This is a genomic window from Massilia aurea (genome assembly GCF_024753205.1).
Classification (GTDB): Bacteria; Pseudomonadota; Gammaproteobacteria; order Burkholderiales; family Burkholderiaceae_D; genus Telluria; species Telluria aurea.
In genome coordinates, this window is sequence record NZ_JANUGZ010000002.1 from 641,692 (window position 1) to 664,626 (window position 22,935).

Genomic DNA, 22,935 nt, shown 5'->3' on the forward strand with positions numbered 1-22,935 from the left:
ATGCGGCCAACGGTCCCATACAGCTCAATCCGCATCTATTTATCAGCACTGCCCCGCCCGTTGGCAGCCGGCCTTCGTCATTCCTGCTCAATTGCCTCCCTTAACTCGTCCCCAGACTGGAATCTGGACAGCTCCAAGTTAAAGCTGTAATCCATATCAATAACGTGCAACGGCGGCTCTGGCAAAGACTGTTGCAGTTTAATAGCAAAGTCTGTCGCCTCCTCACCAAGCCCCTCGACAGTAACTGTCTCCAGGTCGTTGCTGATTCGAACAACTGTTGTCCTACGAGCGCATGAGTAATCGCATTCAAATACCGCACCGATAAAATTTCCTTGGCGAACGTTGGAGACACCGTCAATTGCTGCAATAGCTGCTGCGGTGCGGCTCAAGTCGAAACATTGGCCTTCACCAATGTAGATTAATAGTTTACTCATCTTGACCCCGGGACTTTCTTTGGTATCTGAGTTGGTACAACCTTAACGGTACCTGGCGTATTAAATTGATCCATTAAAGATTGGAAATAAGGAACAGCTCTTGGTTCGTTAGTAAGCACTTCAAGTCGATTGAACGGAACGGTCGGATCGTTTATCGCTGCTTTATACCGCTCAAATTCCCACTGTTGCTCGTTCCGAATTTTATCTCGCAAGAACGATGGCACGTTTGAATTTTCTATGTAAGGACTATTGGCGGGCTTTTCAACGAATTTTGCGTCAAGCATTGTTGTGCCCTTATAGCCATCTATGTCGATCGTTGTATTACCTGCAGGTACGCGATAGTTGTAAGGGCCGGTCTGTTCGACCTCAAATCTACCGCTGGCTTTGCCGGTCGGCGTTTCTAATTTATACAACCCAGATACATAGGAGTCTACTGAGCTATTTGCCCCATCAGCACGTGGAGCTGTATCGGAATTACCTGCCCCCTCCCCACCTGAGTCCGACAACAACGCATTGCTGGGAACATAACCCGGCGTACCCGGAGTAGCCACAGGTACCGATACAAGTGCACAAACTGGCGGCACGCACATTGGCACTGGTATCACCGATACTGTAGCACCTCCAGGTCTCGGTCCGTTCGAATCATCAAACAGATCAGGCGGCGTCTGTGCATTCCCGAATGGTCCATGCGTCGCAACTTGATAGCCTAAATTAACTGCACCACGCCCTGCACTTTTCAGTTGATCAGCCAACCCGTCAGCAGCCCAACCGATGATATTGAAGACTGCTTCTGATCCTCCATTAGTTGCTGTGCGCGTCGCCCGATCGAACGCGTCAATTGCCTTGTGCACAGGGCTATACGCAAACTCGCCAGTCTTTAATAGCAACGATTGTTCAGCAGTATATTGCTGCCCACGCTTTTCCTGTGCCTGCAAGGCGTCTTTCACTGGCCCATCCATCAAGCCAGCCGAGCACCGCGTGAGTGCACAAGCAGCGTCGGCCAGTCTCTGCTGCCCAGCAGGGCTCTTCCCCTTCTGCAATCTCTCAAGCAGAGTTATTTCTTTACGGTCCAATTGCCGATTGTTCGTATCCGTCGCCAACCCGGTCGCTGCCCCCGCCTCACCACCGACAGCAGCACCCACACCAATCGCCGTAGCCTGCGCCAGTGACTGCGCCATCGCCCTAGCAGCTTCAAGACCGACACCTTGCTCTAGCAACGCCATTTCAACATTCTTTTGCAGTGTCTCCAGCGCTTCGGCAGACCCGGCGACAACGCCTGCGCCTAGCGCACCACCCAAGCCGCCAGTCAAACCACCGCTGACCCCATGCAGCGCAGTCCGGTAAATACCGCCTTCTTTCCACTTCGCGATCTCGTCCGGGCTCGCTCCTTGTGCTTCTAGTTCCGCCGCTTTCTTGTTCGAAAAATCGGCAATCTCTTTCGGCGCTATCTTGCTGAACTTCTCCGTGATCGCCACCTGTGCATCGACATCCTTCTGCAACTGCTGCGCATCCCAGTCCTTGGCCAACGCACCTGCGCTCTGGGACGATGCCGACGTCACCTCACGATCCAGTCCGGCCAGCACCGCCTGGGCACTCTTGCCCGTCGCCAGCTGCTTGTCCTGATCGGCGATCACAACAACACCGCCACTGATGCCGCTCTGGGTGACACTGCCCTGGCTACCGCTGACCGACCCGATGCCGCCACTTGCCGTCGGCTTGCCAGCTTGCTGGGCCGCGTCTTTCTGCGCCTCAGTCAGATTCCCCGGCCTGCCCGACTGGTCTCCCAGCATGCCGCTGACCGAACCAGATAGCGAAAAACCACTGGCGCTGTGCTCGTCCTTGTTGATCAGGTCCGATGCGCTCAAACTGCCGGTCAACAGCAGATTCTTGCCCTCGTCGATCGCCGCCTGGCTGCTGCCGAGCACGCCGCCTTTCAGATCGGTATTGCCGCCGACCGATACCTGGAAGCCCCCGTCGCCGGCCTTGATGCCGCTTTGCTCCTGCACCGACAGGAAGTCGCCGTTGACATTCGACTTGGCGAAGTTGCCGCCGGCCGTGCTGGCGCCGTAGCAGAATGGTGGAAGGCACAGGCTGGCATTCAAACCCGCACTCTTTTGCTTGCTCTCGAACGTGCTGCGGTCCTGCAGACTTTCGATGTTCAGGTCGCCACCGATGTCGGCAATCACGTTCTTGCCGGTGATCACACCGCCTTTGAGCGTGGTGTCGCCGCCACTGATGACCGTCACGTTCTGGCCGCCATTGACGTGGGTATTCGTGTAGGTCACGTCCTCGCCGTCTGCATTGCCGCGCGCCTTGTTCACGGCCAGGTCGATCGTGAAACCGTTGGAGGTGCCGCCAATGCCAAAGCCCACACCAATGCTGCTGCCGCTCGACTTGTTCGTGCTGTGCTGGCTTGCCGTGCTTTCCGCCGCCACCAGGTTGACCTTGTTGTCGGCCGCCAGGGTGACGCTGTCGCCGCCAGTGATCTGGCTGCCGATGGCGGTCAGGTTACTGGCCTGGCCCGCGCCTGTAGCGATGATCGCCACGTTGCCGCCGGCCTTGATCGTCGAGCCCACGGCGGTGCTGCTGGCCGAGTTGGTCGTGCTTTCGCTTTTCGTGTTGCTCAGGCCGATGCTGACGCGGATGCCGGCCTTCTGAACGGCCTCGACCGACGTCGGCATCTCGCTGATCGCCGAGGCAGCGTTGATCGCTGCCAGCGCGGTCAGGCGCGCGTTGCCCGTGTCCTTGGCCGCCTCGGCCATGCTTGCCACAGTGCGCACCGCCTCAAGTAGCGGCGCGCTCACCGTACCGCCGATGGCGGTCTTGCTGTAGCTCGAATGGTCGGTGCCCATGGTGGTGTCCTGGGCCGCTGTGATCAGGACGTTATTGGCGCCGATGACGATATCGCCGGTCTGCGTCAGCACGTCACTCGCCGTCTGCGTGTAGGTGTTGCCGGCCGTGAGCGTGACGTTGCCGTCCAGGCTGGCGAGCTGGCTGCCCGACTGCGTGACGGCCTCGCGCGTGCCGTCCTGCTTGTTCTTGACGGTGCCGATCGATGGCTGGAAGAAGCTGCCGATCATGCCGGACTGCTTGCTGCTGCTGGCCGAGTCTTCGCTCACGCTGTTCTGGGCGCTGACAATGGCCAGATTGCGCCCGACGCTGATGGCGATGTCGTCGTCGGCCACGACGGTGCTGCCCTGAATGACGGTGTCGCGTCCGCTGGCCGTCGTCACGTTCGCGCCGGTCAGCACGCTGCCCACCTGCGTGACCGACTCGCTGCCGCTGGTCTGCTGCTCTTGCCCCTTGCTGTAGCCGATGCCGCCGGCGCTGACCGAAAAGCCGCTTTTCTTTTCTTCCAGCGTATGGCGTTCGGTGTTGGTCATCGCTGCCGTCGTGACAATCAAATCGCGGCCCGCACCCAGTGCCAGCGCATCGGTCGCGGCCAGTTCGCTCGCGCCCACGGTGATGTCGTTCTTCGCCGCGATGCTCACGTTATTGCCGCTGATGCTGCTGCCGATGGCCTGCGTCGTGGCGCTGTAGTCGGCCTTTGTGGCACTGCTTTTCTTGAAGGTGCTGCTCGACTCGCGATGGGTTGCCACATCCGACAAGTGGTTTTCGGTCGTGCTCGCGATGTTGACGTTGTTGGTCGACGACAGGGCCACGTTGCCCCCGCCTGCCAGCGTGCTGCCCGTCACGTTCAGGTCGGCGCTGCCGCCAACGCCTGCCCGCACGGTCAGGTCGCCGGCAGCGGCCACGCCGGCGCCAACGATCGTCTCGTTCCGATGCACCTGCTTGTCATACGCCTTGCTCGACGCGTCGTTCATGACCGACGAATTGGCCTCATTCTTCACCGCCGCGATATTGATCGCGCCACCGGCGGAAATGACGCCGTTGCCCTTGCCTCCCGTGCCCACCGCCACCTGGGTGCCGGTCAGGTTCAGGTTGCCGCCTGCTTTCATCACCAGGTCGCCACCGGTACTCACCTGGCTCAGCTGATGCGTCACGCTGCTGTTGCTCTCGGTGTAGCCGCTGATCAGCGAATCGTAGGTGCTGCCCGTCTTGACCGTGTCGAAACGAATGTCGTTCCCAGCCGTGATCACGGCGCTACCCGCGCTGAGCTTGCCGGCAAGGTCGGTCAGGTCGCGCCCGGCATCGATGTTCAAGGCACCCGTGGTGACAATACTGGCCGTGTTCGACAAGGCCGTCGTGCTGCCGCTGTTTTGCTGCGTGGCCCAGCTGTCCTTGACCACGAGCGACTCGTTCCTGATGTCGCGCCCGGCCTGCAGGGCGACGTTGCCGCCGGCAATCGCACCGCCGCGGTTGACGATGTCCTGTCCCGCCACCAGCACCGTGCGGCCATTGCCGCCGTCGATCACGCCGCCGATGTTGGCGATGCTGTCGGTCACGCTAATCGTCACGCCGTCGCCCGTGACGAGCGCGCCGCCCGGGGTGAGCGCTGCCTTGCCGGCGTGCGCCACGTACACCTTCGGCACCAGCACCGTTTCGATGCGGCCATCGGGCAGCTGCACGGTCTCGCTCACCAGCCAGACAATGTCGCTCGTCAGATGCGCGACCTGCTCGGCGCTTAAAGCAACGCCGGGGCGCAGGCCGAACTCGTGCGCGGCGCTCACGCCGCTCGTGAGCAGGTTCTTGTAGATGGTGTCGTCGCTCAAGCCCTTGTTCGGTGCGCTGCCGGTCAGCTCGGCCAGTTGCTCGCGCACCAGGCGCTGCTCGTAGAAACCGTCGCCCAGGCGTTTTTGGGTCAGGGCCGGGTCGCGGGCGAGCTGGTCGAGCAGGAAATCGCTGCTGGTCCATTGATCCTGTTTGGCGAATTGCGGGCGCGTTTCGAACAGGTAGTCGCTTGACGGGTTCTGGTTCTGCAGGAACAGGCCGCCGGGGGCGACTTTTCGTGTTTCGCCGATGGCGCTGCCCTGGACTCTGGTCGCGCCCTGGCCGGCAGCGCCGCCGAGACTGCGCACATCGCCGGCGCCGATCTGGTCCGCGCCGGCATGCGCGATCACGGTGGTCTGCCCATCGTTGCGTACGCCGCTGGCGCCGGCTGCGCCGTGCACGCTCAGGCCGTTGCCTGCACCGCTGCCGCTGACATTACCGCTGGCGCCTGCGCCATTGGTCACGCCGCTGGCGCCGGTCGCGCTGCCGCCGGCAAGCTGATTCTGTACGCCACTGGCGCTGCTCCGCCCGGCGGTGGCCAGGCTGCTGCCGTTGCTGGCGGATTGGGCGCCAGCAAGTACAGCGCCGGTGCCGCCGCCACTGCCAGTGACGTGGCCCAGGACCGCGCCGCCGCCGTTGCCGCTGGCCGCATTCGCGCCGGCACTGCCGGCGCCGGACTGACCGCTGCCGATCACCTGCACCGAATCCCGGATATTGCCGACCGTGCCGGCGGTGACGTCCACGTTGGTGAAGCTGCGCCCATTGATGAAGACGCCCTGGGCGCCTTCAATGACGCCCCTGGCCGAGCCGATCACCTCCGAGATGCTGTCCTGCTTGTAGTAAGTCTTGGTGTTGTCGTAGGTGTACCAGTAGCCATCGAATGTGTGCGTGCGGTAGAGCGTTGCGCCTGTATTCACGATTGCAGCGGTACCGGTCATCCACAACTGCCCGCGCGCCTTGATGTCGCCGTACTGATTGTCGATCACGTCGCGCACCGCCAGCGTCATGTTCCCGCCCGACAGGATCTGCGACTGCGCACCGGCGCCTGCGGCGACCCGGTTTTCCACCGCCACGTGATGCGCATCACGCTTGAGTTCCTCTTTTTCGTGTTGCGGCGCCAGTTGCCTGAGCGTCTGGCGGATGATCGTGTTGCGCGGATCGTCATAGCCTGGCTGGGTCACCAGCCGGATGCAGTCGGTGCTGCAGGTACCGTAGGCGCCCGAGAACGTCACCTGCTCGGCCCACTTCTTCATCCCCTCGCGGCCATCGAGGATATTGCCCTGCGGCCCACCCTGGTCGGGATTGGCCATGACGGAGCGCCCGAAGTAATAAATGACCTTGGTGCCGTCCGTATTCCGGATGCGCTGCTGGGTGCCATAGGCGCCATACTCGCCGCTGCCTGCGACAAAGAAAGCCGAATCATTGGCATGGGTGCGGATCACGGCGCGCGTGATCATATGACCATCCGGCGTGACAAAGGCCGTTTCTTCCAGAATGTCGTTGGGGTTGACGAAATACAGCTCGTGCGGGTTGTAGTTGGATGATTTCGGATCGTAATAATCGTGGTTTCTGCCGTTCTCGCGCCAGGAAGGCACCCGCATGTTGACGGTTTCGTCCACCGTCGTCACCTGCTCGATCCGTACATTGTCGCGCACGTTCGTGAGCGTGCCGGCATTGAGCGCCAGGTCGCCGGCCGCCTCAATGGTCGACGAGTGATTGTTGACCAGGCCGGTCGAGCCGCCCCCCACGCCGCCGATGGCCATGTTGCCGGCGCTGTAGAGCGTGGCGCCATCCGTATTGTTCAGCGTGCCGTCCACGCCCAGGTGCAACGACTCGGTGGCGCCGATCAGTGCGGCGCTGCCGGTGTTGTCCAGGTTGCCGGTCGACAGCGTTACCGCGCCGCCGGCCACCACGCCGCTGTTGCGTACCGACGCCGCCGCGATCTCGAGCGTGCCAGCGCCCTGGATCTCGCCGGCATTGGTCACGTCGTCGGTGGCGCGCAGCGACAGCGCCTGCGCTTCGATCACGGCGCCGGCGCCGTTGCTGATCTGCCGGCCCGACAGCGTCAGCTTGCCCGCTGCCTGGAATGCGGCGTTGTTGGTGATGGTGCCCGTCACGGCCAGGCTCAGGTCGCGGTTCGAGCCGATCTGCCCGGCCTGGCCATGCACATAATCGCCGTCCATCGACAGCGCCAGGTCGCGCCCGGCAAACAGCTGGCCCAAGCCGCTCAGGGCACGGGTGCTCACGTGCAGGTCGCGGTCCGTGGCGATGCGCGCGCCGCCGTTGCTCAGCTGCCCGGTGATCAAGGTGAGGCTGGCGCCGGAACCATCGCCGGTGCCCAGGCGTCCGCCGCTGTTGTCCACCTGCGCTGCCCGGATCAGGACGTCGCCGCCCGCCATGACCTGGCCGCTGTTGACAAACACGGCGCCGGCCTGGTCGAAGGTCAGCGCGCCGCTGCTGTTGACGTTGCCCCGGTTGGCCCACTGACGGTTGATTGCCAGCGTCATGTTGCCGCCGGAAGCGATATGGCCAGCGGCGCCGTTTTGCAGCGTTTGCCCGCCCAGCAGCAAGTTGCCCATGGCGGCGATCGTGCCGTTGTTCGAGATGTCGCCCTGACTGGCCAGGCGGGTCTCGCCCCGGCCAAGATTGGCGATGCGGCCGCTGCCGTTGTCGATGGTCCCGGCATCGATACTCAGGGCGGCGTCCGCGCCGATCGCTTCGATGACGCCGCCATCGTTGCTCAGTGCGCCCGCCGCATTCAGCACCAGGCCGCTGCCGGCCTGCAGTGTGCCGCCACGGTTGTCGAGCGCGCCGTTGATGCCCAAGCTGGCGCGGCCGTCGGCCAGGATCGCCCCGTTGCGGTTGCTCAGCCAGGGGGCAGTGATGCTGATGTCGGCGCCCGATCCCTTCACGGTCGAGATCCGTCCGCCGTCGTTGTTGAACGATGCGGCCACGAAGCTGGCGCGCCCGCCGGCATCGATCGTGCCGCTGTTGGCAAGGCTGGCCGCGGCCTGGTCGAAGGTCATGCTGCCGGCGCTGCTGATGGCGCCCGCGTTGGCCAGCTCGCGGCGCACGTCCAGCTGCAGCGCGCCGCCGGCGCCGATCTGGCCGCCGGTCCCGTTGTGCAGGCTCTCGGCGGCGATGCGCAAGCTGCCGTTGCCGGCAATGGCGCCGCTGTTGACGATGCCTGACTGGCTGGCGATGGCGGTGTCGCCGCTGCCGCCGTTGACGATGCGTCCGCTGCTGTCGATCGAGGCGGCGCGCACCTCGAGTGCGCCACTGGCCGCTTCGACCACGCCGCTGCCGTTGACGAGTGCCTGGCCGGCGCCCAGCGCCAGGCCACGTCCGCCATGCAGGGTGCCGGCGTCGTTGTACACGGCGCCGCTGGCGCCAATGTCCAGGCGGCCGTCGGCAGCCACCTTGCCGCTAATATTGCGCAGGGCGCCAGTTGCCAGCGTGATCGCCGCGCCCGAGCCGGCTGCCGTGTACAGTTGGCCGCCGCCGTTGTCGATGCCGGCGGCGCGGATGTCGAGGGCGCCGCCGGCGCCGATGCGGCCGCTGTTGGCGAACGTGGCGCCGGCCTGATCGAAGCGCAGCGCGCCGCCGCTGCTGATGCTGCCACCGGCATTCTCCAGGCTCTGGCGGATCGCCAGTTCGAGTGCCGAACCGGCGACGATGACGCCGGCAGCGCCGTTGTACAGGGTCGCCGCGGCCAGGTCGAGCGCGCCGTTGCCGCCGATGGTGCCGGTATTGACGATGCCCGCGCCGCTGGTAATCGTGGTGCTGCCCGCGCCGCTGTTGACGATGCGGCCCGAGTTGGCGATGGCGGCGGCGTCCAGCGCCAGCGTGCTGCCCGCGCCGGTCGCTTCCAGCGCGCCCGCCGTGTTCTCCAGCGCGCCGCCGGCGCTTACCTGCAAGCGGCCCGGTGTCTGCACCCGGCCGCCGCTGTTGTCGATGGCGCCGCCGGCGCTCAGGGTCGCGTTGCCGGCGGCGGCGATGGCGCCGCTCCGGTTGCTCAGGACGTGCATGCTGTCGAGCGCGATGTCGGCGCCGTTGGCGGTGGCGATCTGGCCGCTGTCGTTGACGATCGAAGCGGCGCGCAGCGTCACCTTGCCGCCAGCGGCCACCGTGCCACGGTTGGCGATGGCCGCCTGCTTCTGGTCCACCGTCAGTGCCCCTGCGCTGCTGATGCCACCGGCGTTGTCGAGCAGGCGGCCGGCCTGCAAGTCCATGGCCGCGCCAGCCGCGAGCGTGCCGGCGGCGCCATTGGCGAGGCTGTCGGCCTGCACCAGCAGCGCCCCGTTGCCGCCGACCATGCCTTGGTTGCTCAGGTGCGTGGCGGCCACGATGCGGGTGGCGCCGTTGCCCGCGTTCACCAGGCGGCCGCTGCCGTTATCGATGGCCTGCGCCGTGATGTCCAGCGTCGCCGCCGCGCCGCCCGCTTCGATGCCGCCCTCGTTGTTCGTCAGGCTGGCCGCGACCGCGATGGCAAGCGCATCGCCGGCGCGGATGGCGCCCTTGGTGTTGTCGAGCTTGCCGTTAGCGTCGATCCGCGCGCCGCCGGCAGCCACCAAGGCGCCGCCCGCGTTGACGATGTCGCCGCTGCGCAGCACCAGGTCGCCGCCACCGGCGGCGGTCGTGACGACCTGGCCGCCGCTGTTGTCGAAGCTGCCCGCGTCGAGCGTTACGTCGGTCCCGCCGACGATCTGCCCGCTGTTGCGCACGCTCGCCGCTGCGGCGCGCAGCACCAGCGCGTCATGACTGCTGAGCGCGCCGGCATTGTCCATGGCGCTGCCGGCGTCGATGCCCAGCCCACGCCCGGCCGCGATCGTGCCGCCCGCGCCGTTGTCGATGCGCCCGGCGGCGATGGTGACCTGGCCATTGCCGGCAAGCTGGCCCCGGTTTGTCAGCGTGCCCACCGCGATCGTGGTGTCGCCCGTGCCCACGTTCACCAGCCGTCCGCTGCCGTTGTCCAGCGCCTGCGCCCGCAGCGCCAGCGTGGCGGCCTGGTCCAGCGTTTCAATCAGGCCGGCGTCGTTGCGGATGCCCGCGCCCGCGTCCAGATCGAGCGAGCCGGCCGCCTGCAGCGTGCCGCCATCGTTGTCGATCCCGCCGGCGCTGGCGATGGCCGCTGCCGCATCGGACAGGATGATGCCCTTGCGGTTGCTGATATCGACAGCGTCGATGCGCAGCGCCGCGCCGGACCCCTTGGCCGTGGCCAGCTGGCCGCCGTCGTTGTCGAATGCACCGCTGTCGAGCGTCAAGGCGCCGTTTGCGGTCACGACGCCGCTGTTGCGCACGCTGGCGTCGTGCGCGGCAATGGCAAGCGCGCCGCCACTGTTGACGGCGCCGGCGTTCCCGAACGTGGCGCCGATGGCCAGCCTCATGGCCGCGCCCGATGCCAGCGTGCCCCTGGCGTCATTGCGCAGCGTGGCGGTGGTGATGTCCAGGCCGCCATTGCCTGCGATCAGGCCGTTGCTGGCGATCGTGCCGGCAGTGATGGCGGTCGCGCCGCTGCCGACGTTGACGATGCGTCCGCTGCCGTTGGCGAGCGCCCCGGCCTGCAGCGCCAGTTGCGCCTGCGCGCCGGTCGCTTCGATCAGGCCGGCGTCGTTCTCCAGCGCGGCGCCGGCGTCGATGCCCACCGCCGTCACGCCTTGCAGCGCGCCCTTCGTGTTGTCGATGGCGCCGGTCACCTTGAGCACCAGTGCGGCGTCGGCATGCAGGCTGCCGTCCCGGTTCGTGAGGCTGGCCGCCGTCACGTCCAGGCGCGCGCCCGAGCCGTCAGCGCTGGCGATCTTTCCACCGTCGTTGTCCAGCACGCCGGTGCGGATCGTCGCATCGGCGCCGGCCACGAGCGTGCCGCGGTTGGTCAGCGCCGCCGATTCCAGCGCGAGCGTGGCGCGGCTGCTGATGGCGCCGGCATTGTCGATGCCGTCCTTGGCCGTGATGGTCAGCGCCGCACCGGATGCAATGCTGCCGCCAGCGCTGCTGCGCATCGTGTGCGCTGTCACCGCGAGCGCGCCATTGCCTGCGATCAGGCCGCTGCCATTGTCGAGCGTGCCATCCACATGCAGCGTGGTCGCGCCGCCGCCGGTGTTTACGATGCGGCCGCGGTCGTTTTGCAAGGCGGCCGCATCCACCTGCAGCGTGCCGGCTGCGGCCAGCGTCTCGATCGCGCCGCCGCTGTTGTCCAGCGCGCCGCCCGCTTCCAGCCGCAGGTCTTCCCTGGCCTGGACCAGGCCGCCAGCGTTGTGGATGCCGTCTGTTGCTGCAAGCATCGCGTTGCGTTCGGCCATGATGGCGCCGCCATGGTTGACGATGCGCGCAGCGCTCAGCACCAGGTCGGCGTTTGCACCGCGCGCATTGGCGATATTGCCGTTGCTGTTATCGATTTCGCTCACTGCCAGTACGATGTCGCGCCCGGCGACGACGGTGCCGCTGTTGCGCAGCGCGGCGCCAGCCTGCTCCATGCGCAGGCCGGTGGCGGCGCTGATGGCGCCGCTGTTATCCAGCCGTTGGCTCACTTGCAGCGCCAGCGCGCCACCAGCGCGCAGCTCGCCGCCGGTCTGCATCGTGCGCGCCGCCAGCGTCACGTCGCCATTGCCGGCGATCAGGCCGGTGCTGGCAATGTGACCGTCAGCGCCGATCAGCGTGGCCCCGTTGCCGACATTGACGATCCGCCCCGCCGTGTTGTCGACCGAGCCGCTCTGCAGCCGCAGGGAGGCGTCTGCGCCGAGCGCTTCGATCACGCCTGCGGCATTGTCCAGGTGCGTACCGGCAGCCACGGCGAGCGCGCCGGCAGCCTGGATGAGGCCCTGTGCGTTGTCGATGTTCGCGCTGATGTCGAGCCCGGCCGCGGATCCGGCCATGATTCGTCCCGCGCGGTTGTCCAGGGTATTGGCCGACAGCGCCATGGCGCCGCCGTCCGTCGTGAGCATTGCGCCGCCTGCGTTGTTGATCCGGTCCAGGTGCAGATCCAGCGCGGCGCCCGCGATGATCACGCCGCTGTTGTCCAGGACGGCGCCACGCGCGTCATGGGTCAGCGCCCCCGTGCTGCTGATGCGGCCGGTATTGACCACGCGGGTGTCGACATCGAGGCGTAGCGGGCCTTGCGCGGCAATGTCGCCCTGCACCCCGTTATCCAGCACGCGCGCGGCCAGCACCAAAGCGCCACCGGCGCCGATCGCGCCGCCATTGGCGATGGTGCCGGCGGCTTGCACGATGGCATCGCCGGCGCTGACGATGCGGCCGCCATCGTTGCCGATATTGGCGCCTTCGACCACGATGCGTTTGCCGAGAATGGCGCCCCGCGCGTTGCCGATGTCGCCAGCGGCGCGCAGCAGCAGGTCGGTCCCGGCCGCGATCGTGCCGCCGGCGTTGCGCACAGCCTGCGCCACCACGATGCGCGCACCGGCATCGGCTTGCAGCGTGCCGGCGTCGTTGTCGAGGCGCCCGGCGTCGACTGCCAGTGCACCCTTGTCACCGCTGGCGGTGGCGATCGTGCCCTGGTTGGCCAGCAAACCACGGACGGACAAGCGCATGTCGGCAGCCGACACGATATGCCCGCCGCTTGTGTTCGCCAGCTGGCCGGCGGTGATGCCAAGGCCACCGTTACCCCCGATCAGGCCGCTGCTGCTGATGCTGCCGGCGTCGATGCTGGTGGCGCCGGCCCCGGCGTTGACGATCCGGCCGGCCGCGTTGTCGATCTGCGCCGCCCGGAGTGCGAACGTGGCGCGTCCACCCAGCGCTTCGAGCGTGCCCGCGCTGTTGCGCAACTGACCATCGACGCCGACGTCGAACCCGCCTTGTGCCTGGATCAGGCCGCGCGTGTTGTCGAGCACCCCGCCGGTTCGAATGCTGGCGGCGGCTCCGGCCACCAGCTTGCCGCCGGTGTTGTCGAGGTTAAAGGCAGACAGTGCCAGAGCTCCGCCCACACTGATGGCGCCGCCGCTGGCGTCCAGGTCGCCGGTGTCGATGCGTGCGTCGCCGCCCACACGCCAGCTGGCCTGCGCCGCACTCGTCGCACCGCTGCGCACATCCAGGTCGCCCGTCACGTTCAGTACGCCGCCTGCCCCGCTGATCTGCCCGGCCCGCAGCGCCAGCGAACTGGCGCTGTCGATGCTGCCCTTCTCTTGATGCAGCACGCCATCGACCGTGAATGTCGCGGGCGCCGCGCCGGTGTGGCGCAGCGCGCCGCCGCTGTTGTCCAGCGCACCGGTCTGCAACGTCAGGTTGGCCGCTTGCAGCAGGCCGCCGCTGTTGTCGAGCGTGCCGGCGACAATCTGCGCCGTCGTGCCGGCCAGCACCTTGCCGCCAACGTTGCCGAAGTGGTCAAGGGTAACGCTCAGTGCGCGCCGCACCTGCAGCTCGCCGCCGGCGTTGTCGAACACCGGCCCGGCCACGCTCAGCTGCTCCAGGTGGGCTTCGCCGCCGCGATTGGCAAAGCTGGCGCTGGTGGCGTGCAGACCGCCGCTGGCGATGATCAGGCCGCCGTCATTGTCGAGCACCGTCGCCCTGATCAGGCCAGCAGGCTGAGCCGGTGCCGGCGTTGGGGCGGACACCGGCGCGGGCGCGGGCGCGGGTGTCGCGGCGACCGGCAGTGCCGGGACCGTGGTTCCGGCATCGGGGGCGGCGGCGCCATCCGGTGCGGGCGTGGCTGCCGGCGCAGGCGCCGCCTGCCCCAGCCGGCCATTGTTGTTCGACATGTCCCGCGCCGCCAGGTCCAGCGCCATCGCGCCGGTCTGGGCGATGCGTCCGTCGCGGTTGACCAGACTGGTGGCCGTGAGCTCGATCCGGTCGGCCTCGATGCTGCCACGATTCTCGAGACGGCCGCTGCTGGTCACCACCAGCTCGCCGGCCGCAGCGCCGATCTCGCCCGCGTTGCGCACGCCGACCCCGGCCTCGGTGCCGACCAGCCAGATGTGATTGGCGTACATGCCGCCCAGCTGGGCCACGTCGATCGCGAATTCGGGCGCGCCGGCCCCTTCGGCCGGCGTCACGCCCGGCCTGGCGTTCGCCGTCTCGCCCAGCGAGATCCGGTTGACGCCGGTGACGACATCGAGCTGGCTGGCCCACAGGCCCGCGTTGACCTGCACCGAGCGCGCGATCAGTGCGGTGTAATCAGTCTCGCTGCCGTTCAGGCCAGCGCCTTCGATCGCGATCTGGCCGCGCGTCACATCAAAGCCGGTGAGCCGGCCATCGGTCAACAGCGGATTGCCGGTGGTGAGCGTGGCACGGCTGACGTTGATGAAGCCGCCGCCATCGACGACGATGCCGGCCGGGTTGGCGATGACGGTCTCGGCGCGCTGTCCCGCCACCTCGATGAAGCCCTTCAGCCGGCTCGGGTTGCTCGAATTGACTTCGTTCAGGATGACGCGTGCAGCACCGGTTTTCAACCATGGATTGGCCTGGACCCAGCCGCCCAGCCGGGTCTGCACATCGGTGCGCGCATTGTTGAGGATCGCGCCGCTGTTGGGCACGTCGAACTGTGTGTACTTGTTGCGCGACACGCCGGCGGCGCTCGGCGTCTGGATGTTCACCTGGATCACGCCGTTGGCTGCATTCAACACCGTGGGCCGCTCCGTACCCGGTGCATTCGGATCGGCCACGACCTGCGCCAGCGCGGCGCCGGACACCAAGATGCCGCCAAAAGCGCCCGCCACCAGCACGGCCAGTTGCCGCAAGCCGGGTGATCCCCGGCGCGTGCCGAAACCGGCCGGCGCGGCAGACTCGCCCGGTCCCTTGACGTGGCTGCGGGCGGTTTCCCCGACCGCCATCAGCATGCCACGGGCCTGGTTGAAGACGAGACGGTAACGAAGCTTGTTCATGGTTGGCAGTCGGAGGGTCAGTAGTTGAAGTTCAGGTTGAAGCCGGTGGTCACGCGGGCCGTGCGAAAACCGTCCGGCCTGGAGATCGGCGCGCCGGCAAAGACGTCGCCCTGCAAGCGGCCCCATGCGAACAGCCAGCCGAGCGCGGCGCCGCTCAGGCGCGTGCCGCGCAGGTCCGCCGCGCCGGGACCGGACACGTGGCCGACATCGAGCGCGGCATACAGCCGCTGGTCGCTGCCGGGGATCGACCACACCAGATCGTTGCGCAGCAGCGAGCCGCGCTCGGCCGACAGGCTCGATTCGCCATCGAAGCCACGCACGGTGTAGCGCCCGCCGATGGCGAAGCGGTCTTGCGGCACCAGCGGTGTGCGGTTCCACTGGCCGCGCCACGAAGCCGACCAGGCCAGCGAAGAGGTGAGCGGCAATTGCAGCGCCAGGTCCGCATTGAACATGCGCGGGCGCGCGGTGCCTTCACCGAACAGTTCTTCCGGCGCCGGCAAGGCGCCGAAGTGACCGGTGCCGATCTTCCAGCCCAGGTTGACGTCCAGCGTGGCGCGGCCGATGAACTCACGGTGCCCCAGGCCAAGGACAAAGCCGGCCATGCGGCGGCGCTGCACCTCGACTTCGGTATCGTCGATGAAGTTGTGGCTGCGGCGCTGGAAGGCGCGCACCGAGACGGTCGTCTTGCGAGCGGCGTCGCGGTACACCAGGCGCGTTGCCTTGATCTCGCTGTTGACGCTGTCGCCGCTGTAGATATAGTCCTGGCTGGCGCCGGCGACGCTCTGGTGATAGCGATAATCGTTGATCTGGGCCGAGAACAGCCAGTAGCGCCACGGGATCGAATAATGCGCAGCGTAGCCGCGCGTGCCGTAGTCACCCGACGGGCTGTCGCCTGGCAGGTTGCGGTTGAGCGTGACGTAGAACAGGTCCTGGAAGCCGAGCGGATTGTCGACCGACAGCGTCATCCCGCCCTGATAGGCGCCGGTGGACTGGCTGCCACTGTCGTCGGCCGACAGGCTGAAGCGATATGCCCGGCCACCCTGCCACTGCACCTGCAGATCGCTTTCGCCGGGGTGCTCGGCCGGCACGATCCTGATGTCGGCCGCGGCGCCCGGCACGCGCTTGAAATTCTCCAGCCCCTGCTCGATGGCGCGCAGGTTGAGCAGATCGCCAGGCGCGGCCGGCAGCGCCGCCGCCCAGTGCCCGGGCTCAGCCCCGGCGAAGCGTACCGCGTGGATCTTTCCGGGAACCAGGGTCAGCACCAGCTGGCTATCCTGCAGGTCTTGCGATGCGGCGACTACGCGGCTGGTGACATAGCCGCGCGCCACCAGCGCGTTCTGGATCTGCCCGACCAGGACGTTGATGCCATCCGACCCCAGGCAGCGCCCGCGTGCGGGCGCCGCAGCGCGCAGGGTCCATTGGAAGTCGCGCGCCCCCTCGCCTTCAAGCTCGATCGTGTTGATGACGAAACAAGGCGATTCGGCAGCCGGATAGCCGGCCAGCGGCGGCTGCGGCGCCTGCAGACGCACGTCGGGAGCTGCCTCGTCTTGCTGGCGCCGCGCCTCTTCGCGCTGCTGTTGACGCTGCAACTGCTGCCCGGCGATCGTTGACAGGTCTTCCTGTGCAATGACAGGGGCACACAGAAGGCTGGCGGCCAGCGCGACAGCGCAACGACCGAAGAACAAAGACACGATATTTCCCATAGACAACTAAATGAACAAAGTATAGATGTTCAATTTCTATAGGGAAATAAATTAAGCCCGATATGTCATCCCAATAGGTGCTGGCGCCAAATAATGTGTCTTTTAGGCGACGCTCCCGTGACAATTGGAGAGATTGCCTGAGTCGCCGGCAGGATGGCGCTTATTCTGGGAAAACGCCGCCCTCGCAGCCATTTCTGCGCACAGCGGCGCCTTAGCCGAATCGCGGCAGACTGCACTCGAGCGGCTTGAATTCGACAGGGGTTGGCGCTGCTGCATCGGTAATGTCCTGCACGGACTGGCCACATTTGCCGGCAGCGAATTCGAACAGCGCCAGATAGGTGTGCCCGGCCTGCGGCGTAAATTGCTGCGTGAATGGCCCGCATTGCCCGGAAGACCACGACTTGCCGATCTTGTCCGACCATTTGGATTGGCCGAACACCTGCAACGGCACGCCGGCTTTGACAGTCTGCTTGCCTTCGGGGAGGACGTCGACAGCGGCGTTCGCCTTCTGTTGCAGCTTCGCAATGAACGGCAGGAGCTTTTCACGCAGGAGCTCGGCATCATAAATGCCGGCCGCCCGGGTCAATCCTTCGCATGACTGCTCACTCGTACTCGTGTGAAAAACGACGTGCATCGCGTCGCCGCGCGATTTGAAAATCAGGGTTGCATCGTCGGATGGGACTTCTTGCGCAATGGCAAGAACGGGGATGGCAAGCAGTATGGCGATGATCGAATTTTTCATTGGAATGCTCTGATGAGGAGAAGGCTGACCATTCAGGATCGCCAACCAGATACTAGAATAAAGTTCCAGAGGGCAACTAAATGACGTCGCAGTCTACATGATCAATGCGTCCGATGACACCTGTTTGCAGAAACAGGCACAACCGCCATCATGCGTCTGCGTCTGCGTCGGGCGCGGCATTCGCCTGCCGGCATCTGCTCGAGCACCATTGCCGGGCTGGCGCATTGTGGCCGGATTGACGAGCATGCAGGGCAGATGGGCATCGTCACCGGTAGCGCGGAATGCTTCGATGAATTGCAGTTGCATCGATGCCGTTGGTGGTCAATGGCATCCGGCCCACAAAAGCAAAAGGGTTACAGACAATGCGCTGTAACCCTTCAATTTGGCTGGTAGGCCTCCCGTGAGTCGAACACGGCACCAACGGATTATGAGTCCGCTGCTCTAACCAAGCATGAGCTAGAGGCCCAGAAACTGGGATGATGGCAAACAACTCGCCACCTGCTCATCAAGGAAGATGATGGGCGAAGTGGCGAGAGCATATTGCCTTTAGTACAGGCGCGTCAAGCCCGCATCAACAATCAGCTGTTGTTCTCGAGGAAGCTCTTGAGCTTGTCCGAGCGCGACGGGTGACGCAGTTTGCGCAGCGCCTTTGCTTCGATCTGGCGAATCCGCTCACGGGTGACGTCGAACTGCTTGCCGACCTCTTCCAGCGTGTGGTCGGTCGACATCTCGATGCCGAAGCGCATGCGCAGCACCTTGGCTTCGCGTGGCGTCAGCGAGTCGAGCACATCCTTGACCACGCCGCGCATCGAAGCGTGCAGCGCGGCGTCCGATGGTGCCAGCGTGTTGTTGTCTTCGATAAAATCGCCCAGATGCGAATCGTCGTCGTCACCGATCGGCGTTTCCATGGAAATCGGCTCTTTCGCGATCTTCATGATCTTGCGGATTTTATCTTCCGGCATTTCCATCTTGATCGCGAGCGTGGCCGGGTCGGGCTCAGCGCCGGTCTCCTGCAGGATCTGGCGCGAGATCCGGTTCATCTTGTTGATCGTTTCGATCATGTGCACCGGAATACGAATCGTGCGCGCCTGGTCGGCGATCGAACGGGTGATCGCTTGGCGGATCCACCACGTTGCGTACGTCGAGAACTTGTAGCCGCGGCGGTACTCGAACTTGTCCACCGCCTTCATCAGGCCAATATTGCCTTCCTGGATCAGGTCGAGGAATTGCAGGCCGCGGTTCGTGTACTTCTTGGCAATCGAAATCACCAGGCGCAGGTTGGCCTCGGTCATTTCGCGCTTGGCCTTGCGCGCCTTCATTTCACCGGCCGCCATCTGGCGGTTGATGTTGCGCAGGTCAGGCAGCGGCAGCACGACGCGCGCCTGCAGGTCGATCAGGCGCTGCTGCAGTTCCTTGATCGTCGGAATATTGCGGCCCAGGATCGCGCTGTAGGCGTGGCCGGCGTTGACTTCGCCATCCACCCATTCCAGATTGGTTTCGTTGCCCGGGAAGACCTTGATGAAGTGGGCGCGCGGCATGCCGCAGCGGTTCACGGCCACGTCGAGGATTTGCTTCTCGATGTGGCGCACTTCGTCGACCTGGCCGCGCAGCGTGTCGCACAGCTTTTCCACGACCTTGGCCGTGAAGCGGATGCCCAGCAGCTCGTTGGAGATCGTGTCCTGCGCCTTGACGTAGGCTTTCGAGTTGTAGCCATCCTTTTCGAACGCCTTGCGCATCTTGTCGAATTGCTGGGCAATCTCGGCGAACTTGGCCAGGGCCGTGACTTTCAGCGCTTCGAGCTGCTCGGCCGAGTAGCCAGCAGCGCCCGAGTTGCTTGGCGCTTCTTCTTCTTCCTCTTCGCCTTCGGCGTCGTCTTCGTCTTCTTCGTCCTCGTCCGACTCGCTGGCGACAGGCGCGGCGACCTGCGGCGTGTTGTCTTCGCCTTCCTGATCGACCAGACCGTCGACGATTTCGTCGATCTTGATTTCGTCGCTGTCGATCTTGGCGGCGGTGCCGATGATCTCGGCGATCGTGACCGGGCAGGCCGAGATCGCTTGGATCATGTCCTTCAGGCCGTCTTCGATGCGCTTGGCGATCTCGATTTCGCCTTCGCGCGTGAGCAGCTCGACCGAGCCCATTTCGCGCATGTACATGCGAACCGGATCGGTGGTGCGGCCGAAATCGGAGTCGACCGTCGACAGCGCAGCTTCGGCAGCCGCTTCGGCTTCATCGTCGCTGGTGGCGTTGGGAACGTTGTCGGACAGCAGCAGCGTCTCGGCATCGGGCGCGTGTTCATAGACCGCGATACCCATGTCGTTGAACGTGCCGATGATGCCTTCGATCGCTTCCGGATCGACGATGTTTTCGGGCAGGTGGTCGTTGATCTCGGCGTACGTGAGGAAGCCGCGCTCCTTGCCCGACTTGATCAGGGCCTTGAGCTTGCTGCGGCGCAGCTCGAGTTCTTCTTCGCTGGCCTCGGTATCGGACGAGAACGCATCCTTGAGCAGCGCCTTCTCTTTGGCCTTGCGGTCCTTGGCCTTGGCCTTGTCCGCAGCCTTGAGCTCGGCGCGCTCGACCGCGTTCAGCGCGGCGATCTCGTCGTTTTCAGGGGTGAATTCTTTTGGCTTGCGACCGCGCCGGCCCGGCACTTTGACAGACGGCAAGACGTAGCCCGACGTGTCGATGGCGGCAAGCGTGGCCGCATCGGTCGTCTGGTTGACAGGCGCCGAGGTCGCCGTGCGCACCTCAGCCTTGTCTTGCGCGTTGTCGGCCTTGGCGGCGGACGTTCTCGTGGTCGTGGCAGCCACGTTGGTTTCGGGTTTCTTGGTTGGCACAGGCGCTTTCGATGTCACAACGACTAACTTTACGGTGGTTAAGAATAAAGTTTTGTTACCTTCATCATCCTGCAGGCACAAATCCATGCCCCGCTAACTAATACTCCACGCACGCAATTGAACCAAGAAGTGTTTCAACAGTTGCAATAGTTAGCGTTTTATTATAGCACGCACCCTTTCTTTTTCCAGTCGTGAGCGCCTTGGCCCATGGGGAGAAAGCCCGTGTTCATCGGGGTGCCATCGCCGCGGTGGCTTCGCGTTCCAGAAGGTCCAGCTGGGCAGTAATCTCGCGATAGCGAGTACTGACCTGATCTGGGGTCAAGCCGGCAGAAAACAACTGGTTCAATTCTTCTCGTAACGAATCCATCTTGATTTGGCGCACTGAACTGAGCAGGACGATGCGATCGCCATCGACTTCGTTTTCAGGTTCGGCGGCAATTTCAGCAATCATGCCATCATACTCGTTAGTGACTTCATGCAACTGTTGTGACAGTGCGGCAAACGTGCCGTGCTGGCCCAAGGCCTGCGCGGTGTCGATCAGATGCCGCAGGCGATCCGCGCCCTCTTCGCCGAAATAGTCGAAGGCGCTCAGTGCGACCTCGTCGAGTTCCAGCGCCAAGTGCGGATGCGCGACCAGGATGCGCAGCATCTTGCGCTCCAGGCCCACCGGCTCGGGCCGGCCCTGGCGCGGCGGCGCGCGGCGCGCGGTGGCCACTGGCTTGGACAACTCGAACAGGCTTTCGATCTCCGCCGGCGTCGATTGCGTCATGCTGGCCAGGCCGCGCACGATCTGCAGGCGCAGGCTCGACGGCGTCATCGATTGCAGCAGCGGCTTGGCGTCGAACTGCGATTTGGCGCGCCCTTCCGGCGTATCGAGATCGTGCTCTTGCGTGACTTCGCGCAGCAGGAATTGCGACAGCGGCATTGCATCGGCAATTTCTTGCTCGAATGCTTCGGCGCCGCGCTCGCGCACGAAGCTGTCTGGATCGTGCTCTTGCGGCAGGAACAGGAACTTGATGGTCTTGTTATCGCTCACTTGCGGCAGGCACGCTTCCAGCGCGCGGCGCGCGGCCTTGCGGCCGGCCTTGTCGCCATCGAAACTGAAGATCACGTCGTCGGTCTGGCGCAGCAGCTTTTGCACGTGGGTACTGGTGCAGGCGGTGCCGAGCGTGGCCACTGCTTGCGGGAAGCCGAGCTGGGCCAGTGCGACGACGTCCATATAGCCTTCGGTTACCAGCACATAGCCGGCGTCGCGGATTGCCTGGCGCGCCTCGAACAGGCCGTACAGCTCCAGGCCCTTCTGGAACAGCGGGGTTTCGGGCGAGTTCAGGTACTTCGGCTCGCCGCTGTCGAGCACACGTCCGCCAAAGCCGATGACCTGGCCCTTGGTGTTGCGGATCGGGAACATCACCCGTTCGCGGAAGCGGTCGTAGCGTTTGTGGCGGTTGCCCTCTTCGTCGACCTTGTCGATCACGAGACCCGACTCGACCAGCACATGCGCCTCGTACTCGGGGAACACGGCGCGCAGGCTGTCCCAGCCGGCCGGGGCGTAGCCCATGCCGAAGCGGGCGGCCACTTCGCCGGTCAGGCCGCGGTTCTTGAGATACGCGATGGCGTCCGGCGCGTCGCGCAGCTGGGCGCGGTAAAACGCGCAGGCTTGCGTCAGCGCATCGGTCAGCGCCAGGGATTGCGCCTGCTGGGCAGCGCGCTGGGCCGGCGGAATCTTGTCGTCGACGTCGGGCACGATCATGCCGACGTTCTGGGCCAGGTCTTTCACCGCATCGACAAAGCCCATGCCCGAGTATTCGATCAGGAAGCCGATCGACGTACCATGGGCGCCACAGCCGAAGCAGTGATAGAACTGCTTGGTCGGGCTGACCGTGAAGCTGGGGGACTTTTCGTTGTGAAATGGGCACAGGCCCATGAAGTTCGCCCCGCCCTTCTTGAGCTGGACGTAGCGGCCCACGATATCGACAATGTCGACCCGGTTGAGCAAATCGGTGATGAAAGTTTGCGGAATCACTTGAGCTTACACAGTGTTTGTCTAGGGCCAGACTATACCGCAGCGCCTGCTGCAAATTGATATGCAACAAGTTGTGGTCCCTGCCCGAGGGTGGGCAGGGACGACGCGTTGCAGGTGACGCTTATGGCGTTTATGCGCCAGCCAGGGCTTTCTTGACCAGGCCGGAGACCACGGTCATGTCGGCGCGGCCAGCCAGCTTCGGCTTGAGCACGCCCATCAGCTTGCCCATGTCCTGCGGGCCGGTCGCGCCGGTTTCGGCGACGGCAGCAGCGACTTCGGCGGCGATCTCTTCGTCCGACAGGCCAGCCGGCATGTACGCCGACAGGATGACCATCTCGGCCTTCTCGATGTCGGCCAGGTCGGGACGGTTGCCGGCTTCAAACTGGCTGATCGAATCCTTGCGCTGCTTGATCATTTTTTCGATCACGGCCAGCACCTGGGTATCGTCCAGCTGGGTCTGCTCGTCGAGTTCCTTGCGCTTGACTTCGGAAATGATCAGGCGCACCGCTGCCAGGCGGCCGGTTTCCTTGGCGCGCATGGCGCTTTTCATGTCTTCGGTCAGTTGTTCTTTTAAGCTCATGGGATCTCCGTATTCAAAAGGGTGAAACGACAAAACCCGCTGCGGCGAAACCGAAGCGGGTTTGCGGACTTCAGCGACTCGCCGGGACTGGCAATGCCGTCACCGGGTCTTGGCCGTC

General features: G+C 64.9%; 7 protein-coding genes and 1 tRNA gene. All 8 read right to left on the minus strand.

Annotated elements, in window-relative coordinates:
- Positions 1 to 77: 77 nt before the first annotated feature.
- Positions 78 to 434, minus strand: coding sequence for a hypothetical protein (locus tag NX775_RS08395; protein WP_258835587.1), 357 nt, complete (start codon positions 432 to 434; stop codon positions 78 to 80).
- A complete protein-coding gene (locus tag NX775_RS08400) occupies positions 431 to 14,935 on the minus strand; it encodes a hemagglutinin repeat-containing protein (RefSeq protein ID WP_258835588.1) in 14,505 nt (4,834 codons plus the stop codon). Before NX775_RS08400 ends, NX775_RS08395 begins: the two co-directional genes overlap by 4 nt.
- A 17-nt stretch (positions 14,936 to 14,952) precedes the next feature.
- On the minus strand, positions 14,953 to 16,626 hold the full coding sequence (locus NX775_RS08405) for a ShlB/FhaC/HecB family hemolysin secretion/activation protein (protein WP_258835589.1): 1,674 nt from the start codon (positions 16,624 to 16,626) through the stop codon (positions 14,953 to 14,955).
- A 223-nt stretch (positions 16,627 to 16,849) separates the two neighbouring features.
- Positions 16,850 to 17,425, minus strand: a complete 576-nt coding sequence (locus NX775_RS08410) for a hypothetical protein (RefSeq protein WP_258835590.1) — start codon at positions 17,423 to 17,425, stop codon at positions 16,850 to 16,852.
- 342 nt (positions 17,426 to 17,767) lie between these two features.
- Positions 17,768 to 17,846, minus strand: a tRNA-Ile gene (locus NX775_RS08415).
- 112 nt (positions 17,847 to 17,958) lie between these two features.
- On the minus strand, positions 17,959 to 20,214 hold the full coding sequence (gene rpoD, locus NX775_RS08420) for an RNA polymerase sigma factor RpoD (protein ID WP_343828846.1): 2,256 nt from the start codon (positions 20,212 to 20,214) through the stop codon (positions 17,959 to 17,961).
- A gap of 226 nt (positions 20,215 to 20,440) precedes the next feature.
- Positions 20,441 to 22,237 carry a DNA primase gene (gene dnaG, locus NX775_RS08425; protein ID WP_183556375.1) on the minus strand — a complete coding sequence of 599 codons (1,797 nt, stop codon included), beginning with the start codon at positions 22,235 to 22,237 and terminating at the stop codon, positions 20,441 to 20,443.
- Between the two features lie 130 nt (positions 22,238 to 22,367).
- Positions 22,368 to 22,817, minus strand: a complete 450-nt coding sequence (locus NX775_RS08430) for a GatB/YqeY domain-containing protein (protein WP_183556374.1) — start codon at positions 22,815 to 22,817, stop codon at positions 22,368 to 22,370.
- Positions 22,818 to 22,935 lie beyond the last annotated feature (118 nt).

What these genes read in the sequence shown, in the direction of transcription:
- NX775_RS08395 (WP_258835587.1), bottom strand. Translation starts at nt 434, where the DNA reads ATGAGTAAACTATTAATCTACATTGGTGAAGGCCAATGTTTCGACTTG.
- NX775_RS08400 (WP_258835588.1), bottom strand. Translation starts at nt 14,935, where the DNA reads ATGAACAAGCTTCGTTACCGTCTCGTCTTCAACCAGGCCCGTGGCATG.
- NX775_RS08430 (WP_183556374.1), bottom strand. Translation starts at nt 22,817, where the DNA reads ATGAGCTTAAAAGAACAACTGACCGAAGACATGAAAAGCGCCATGCGC.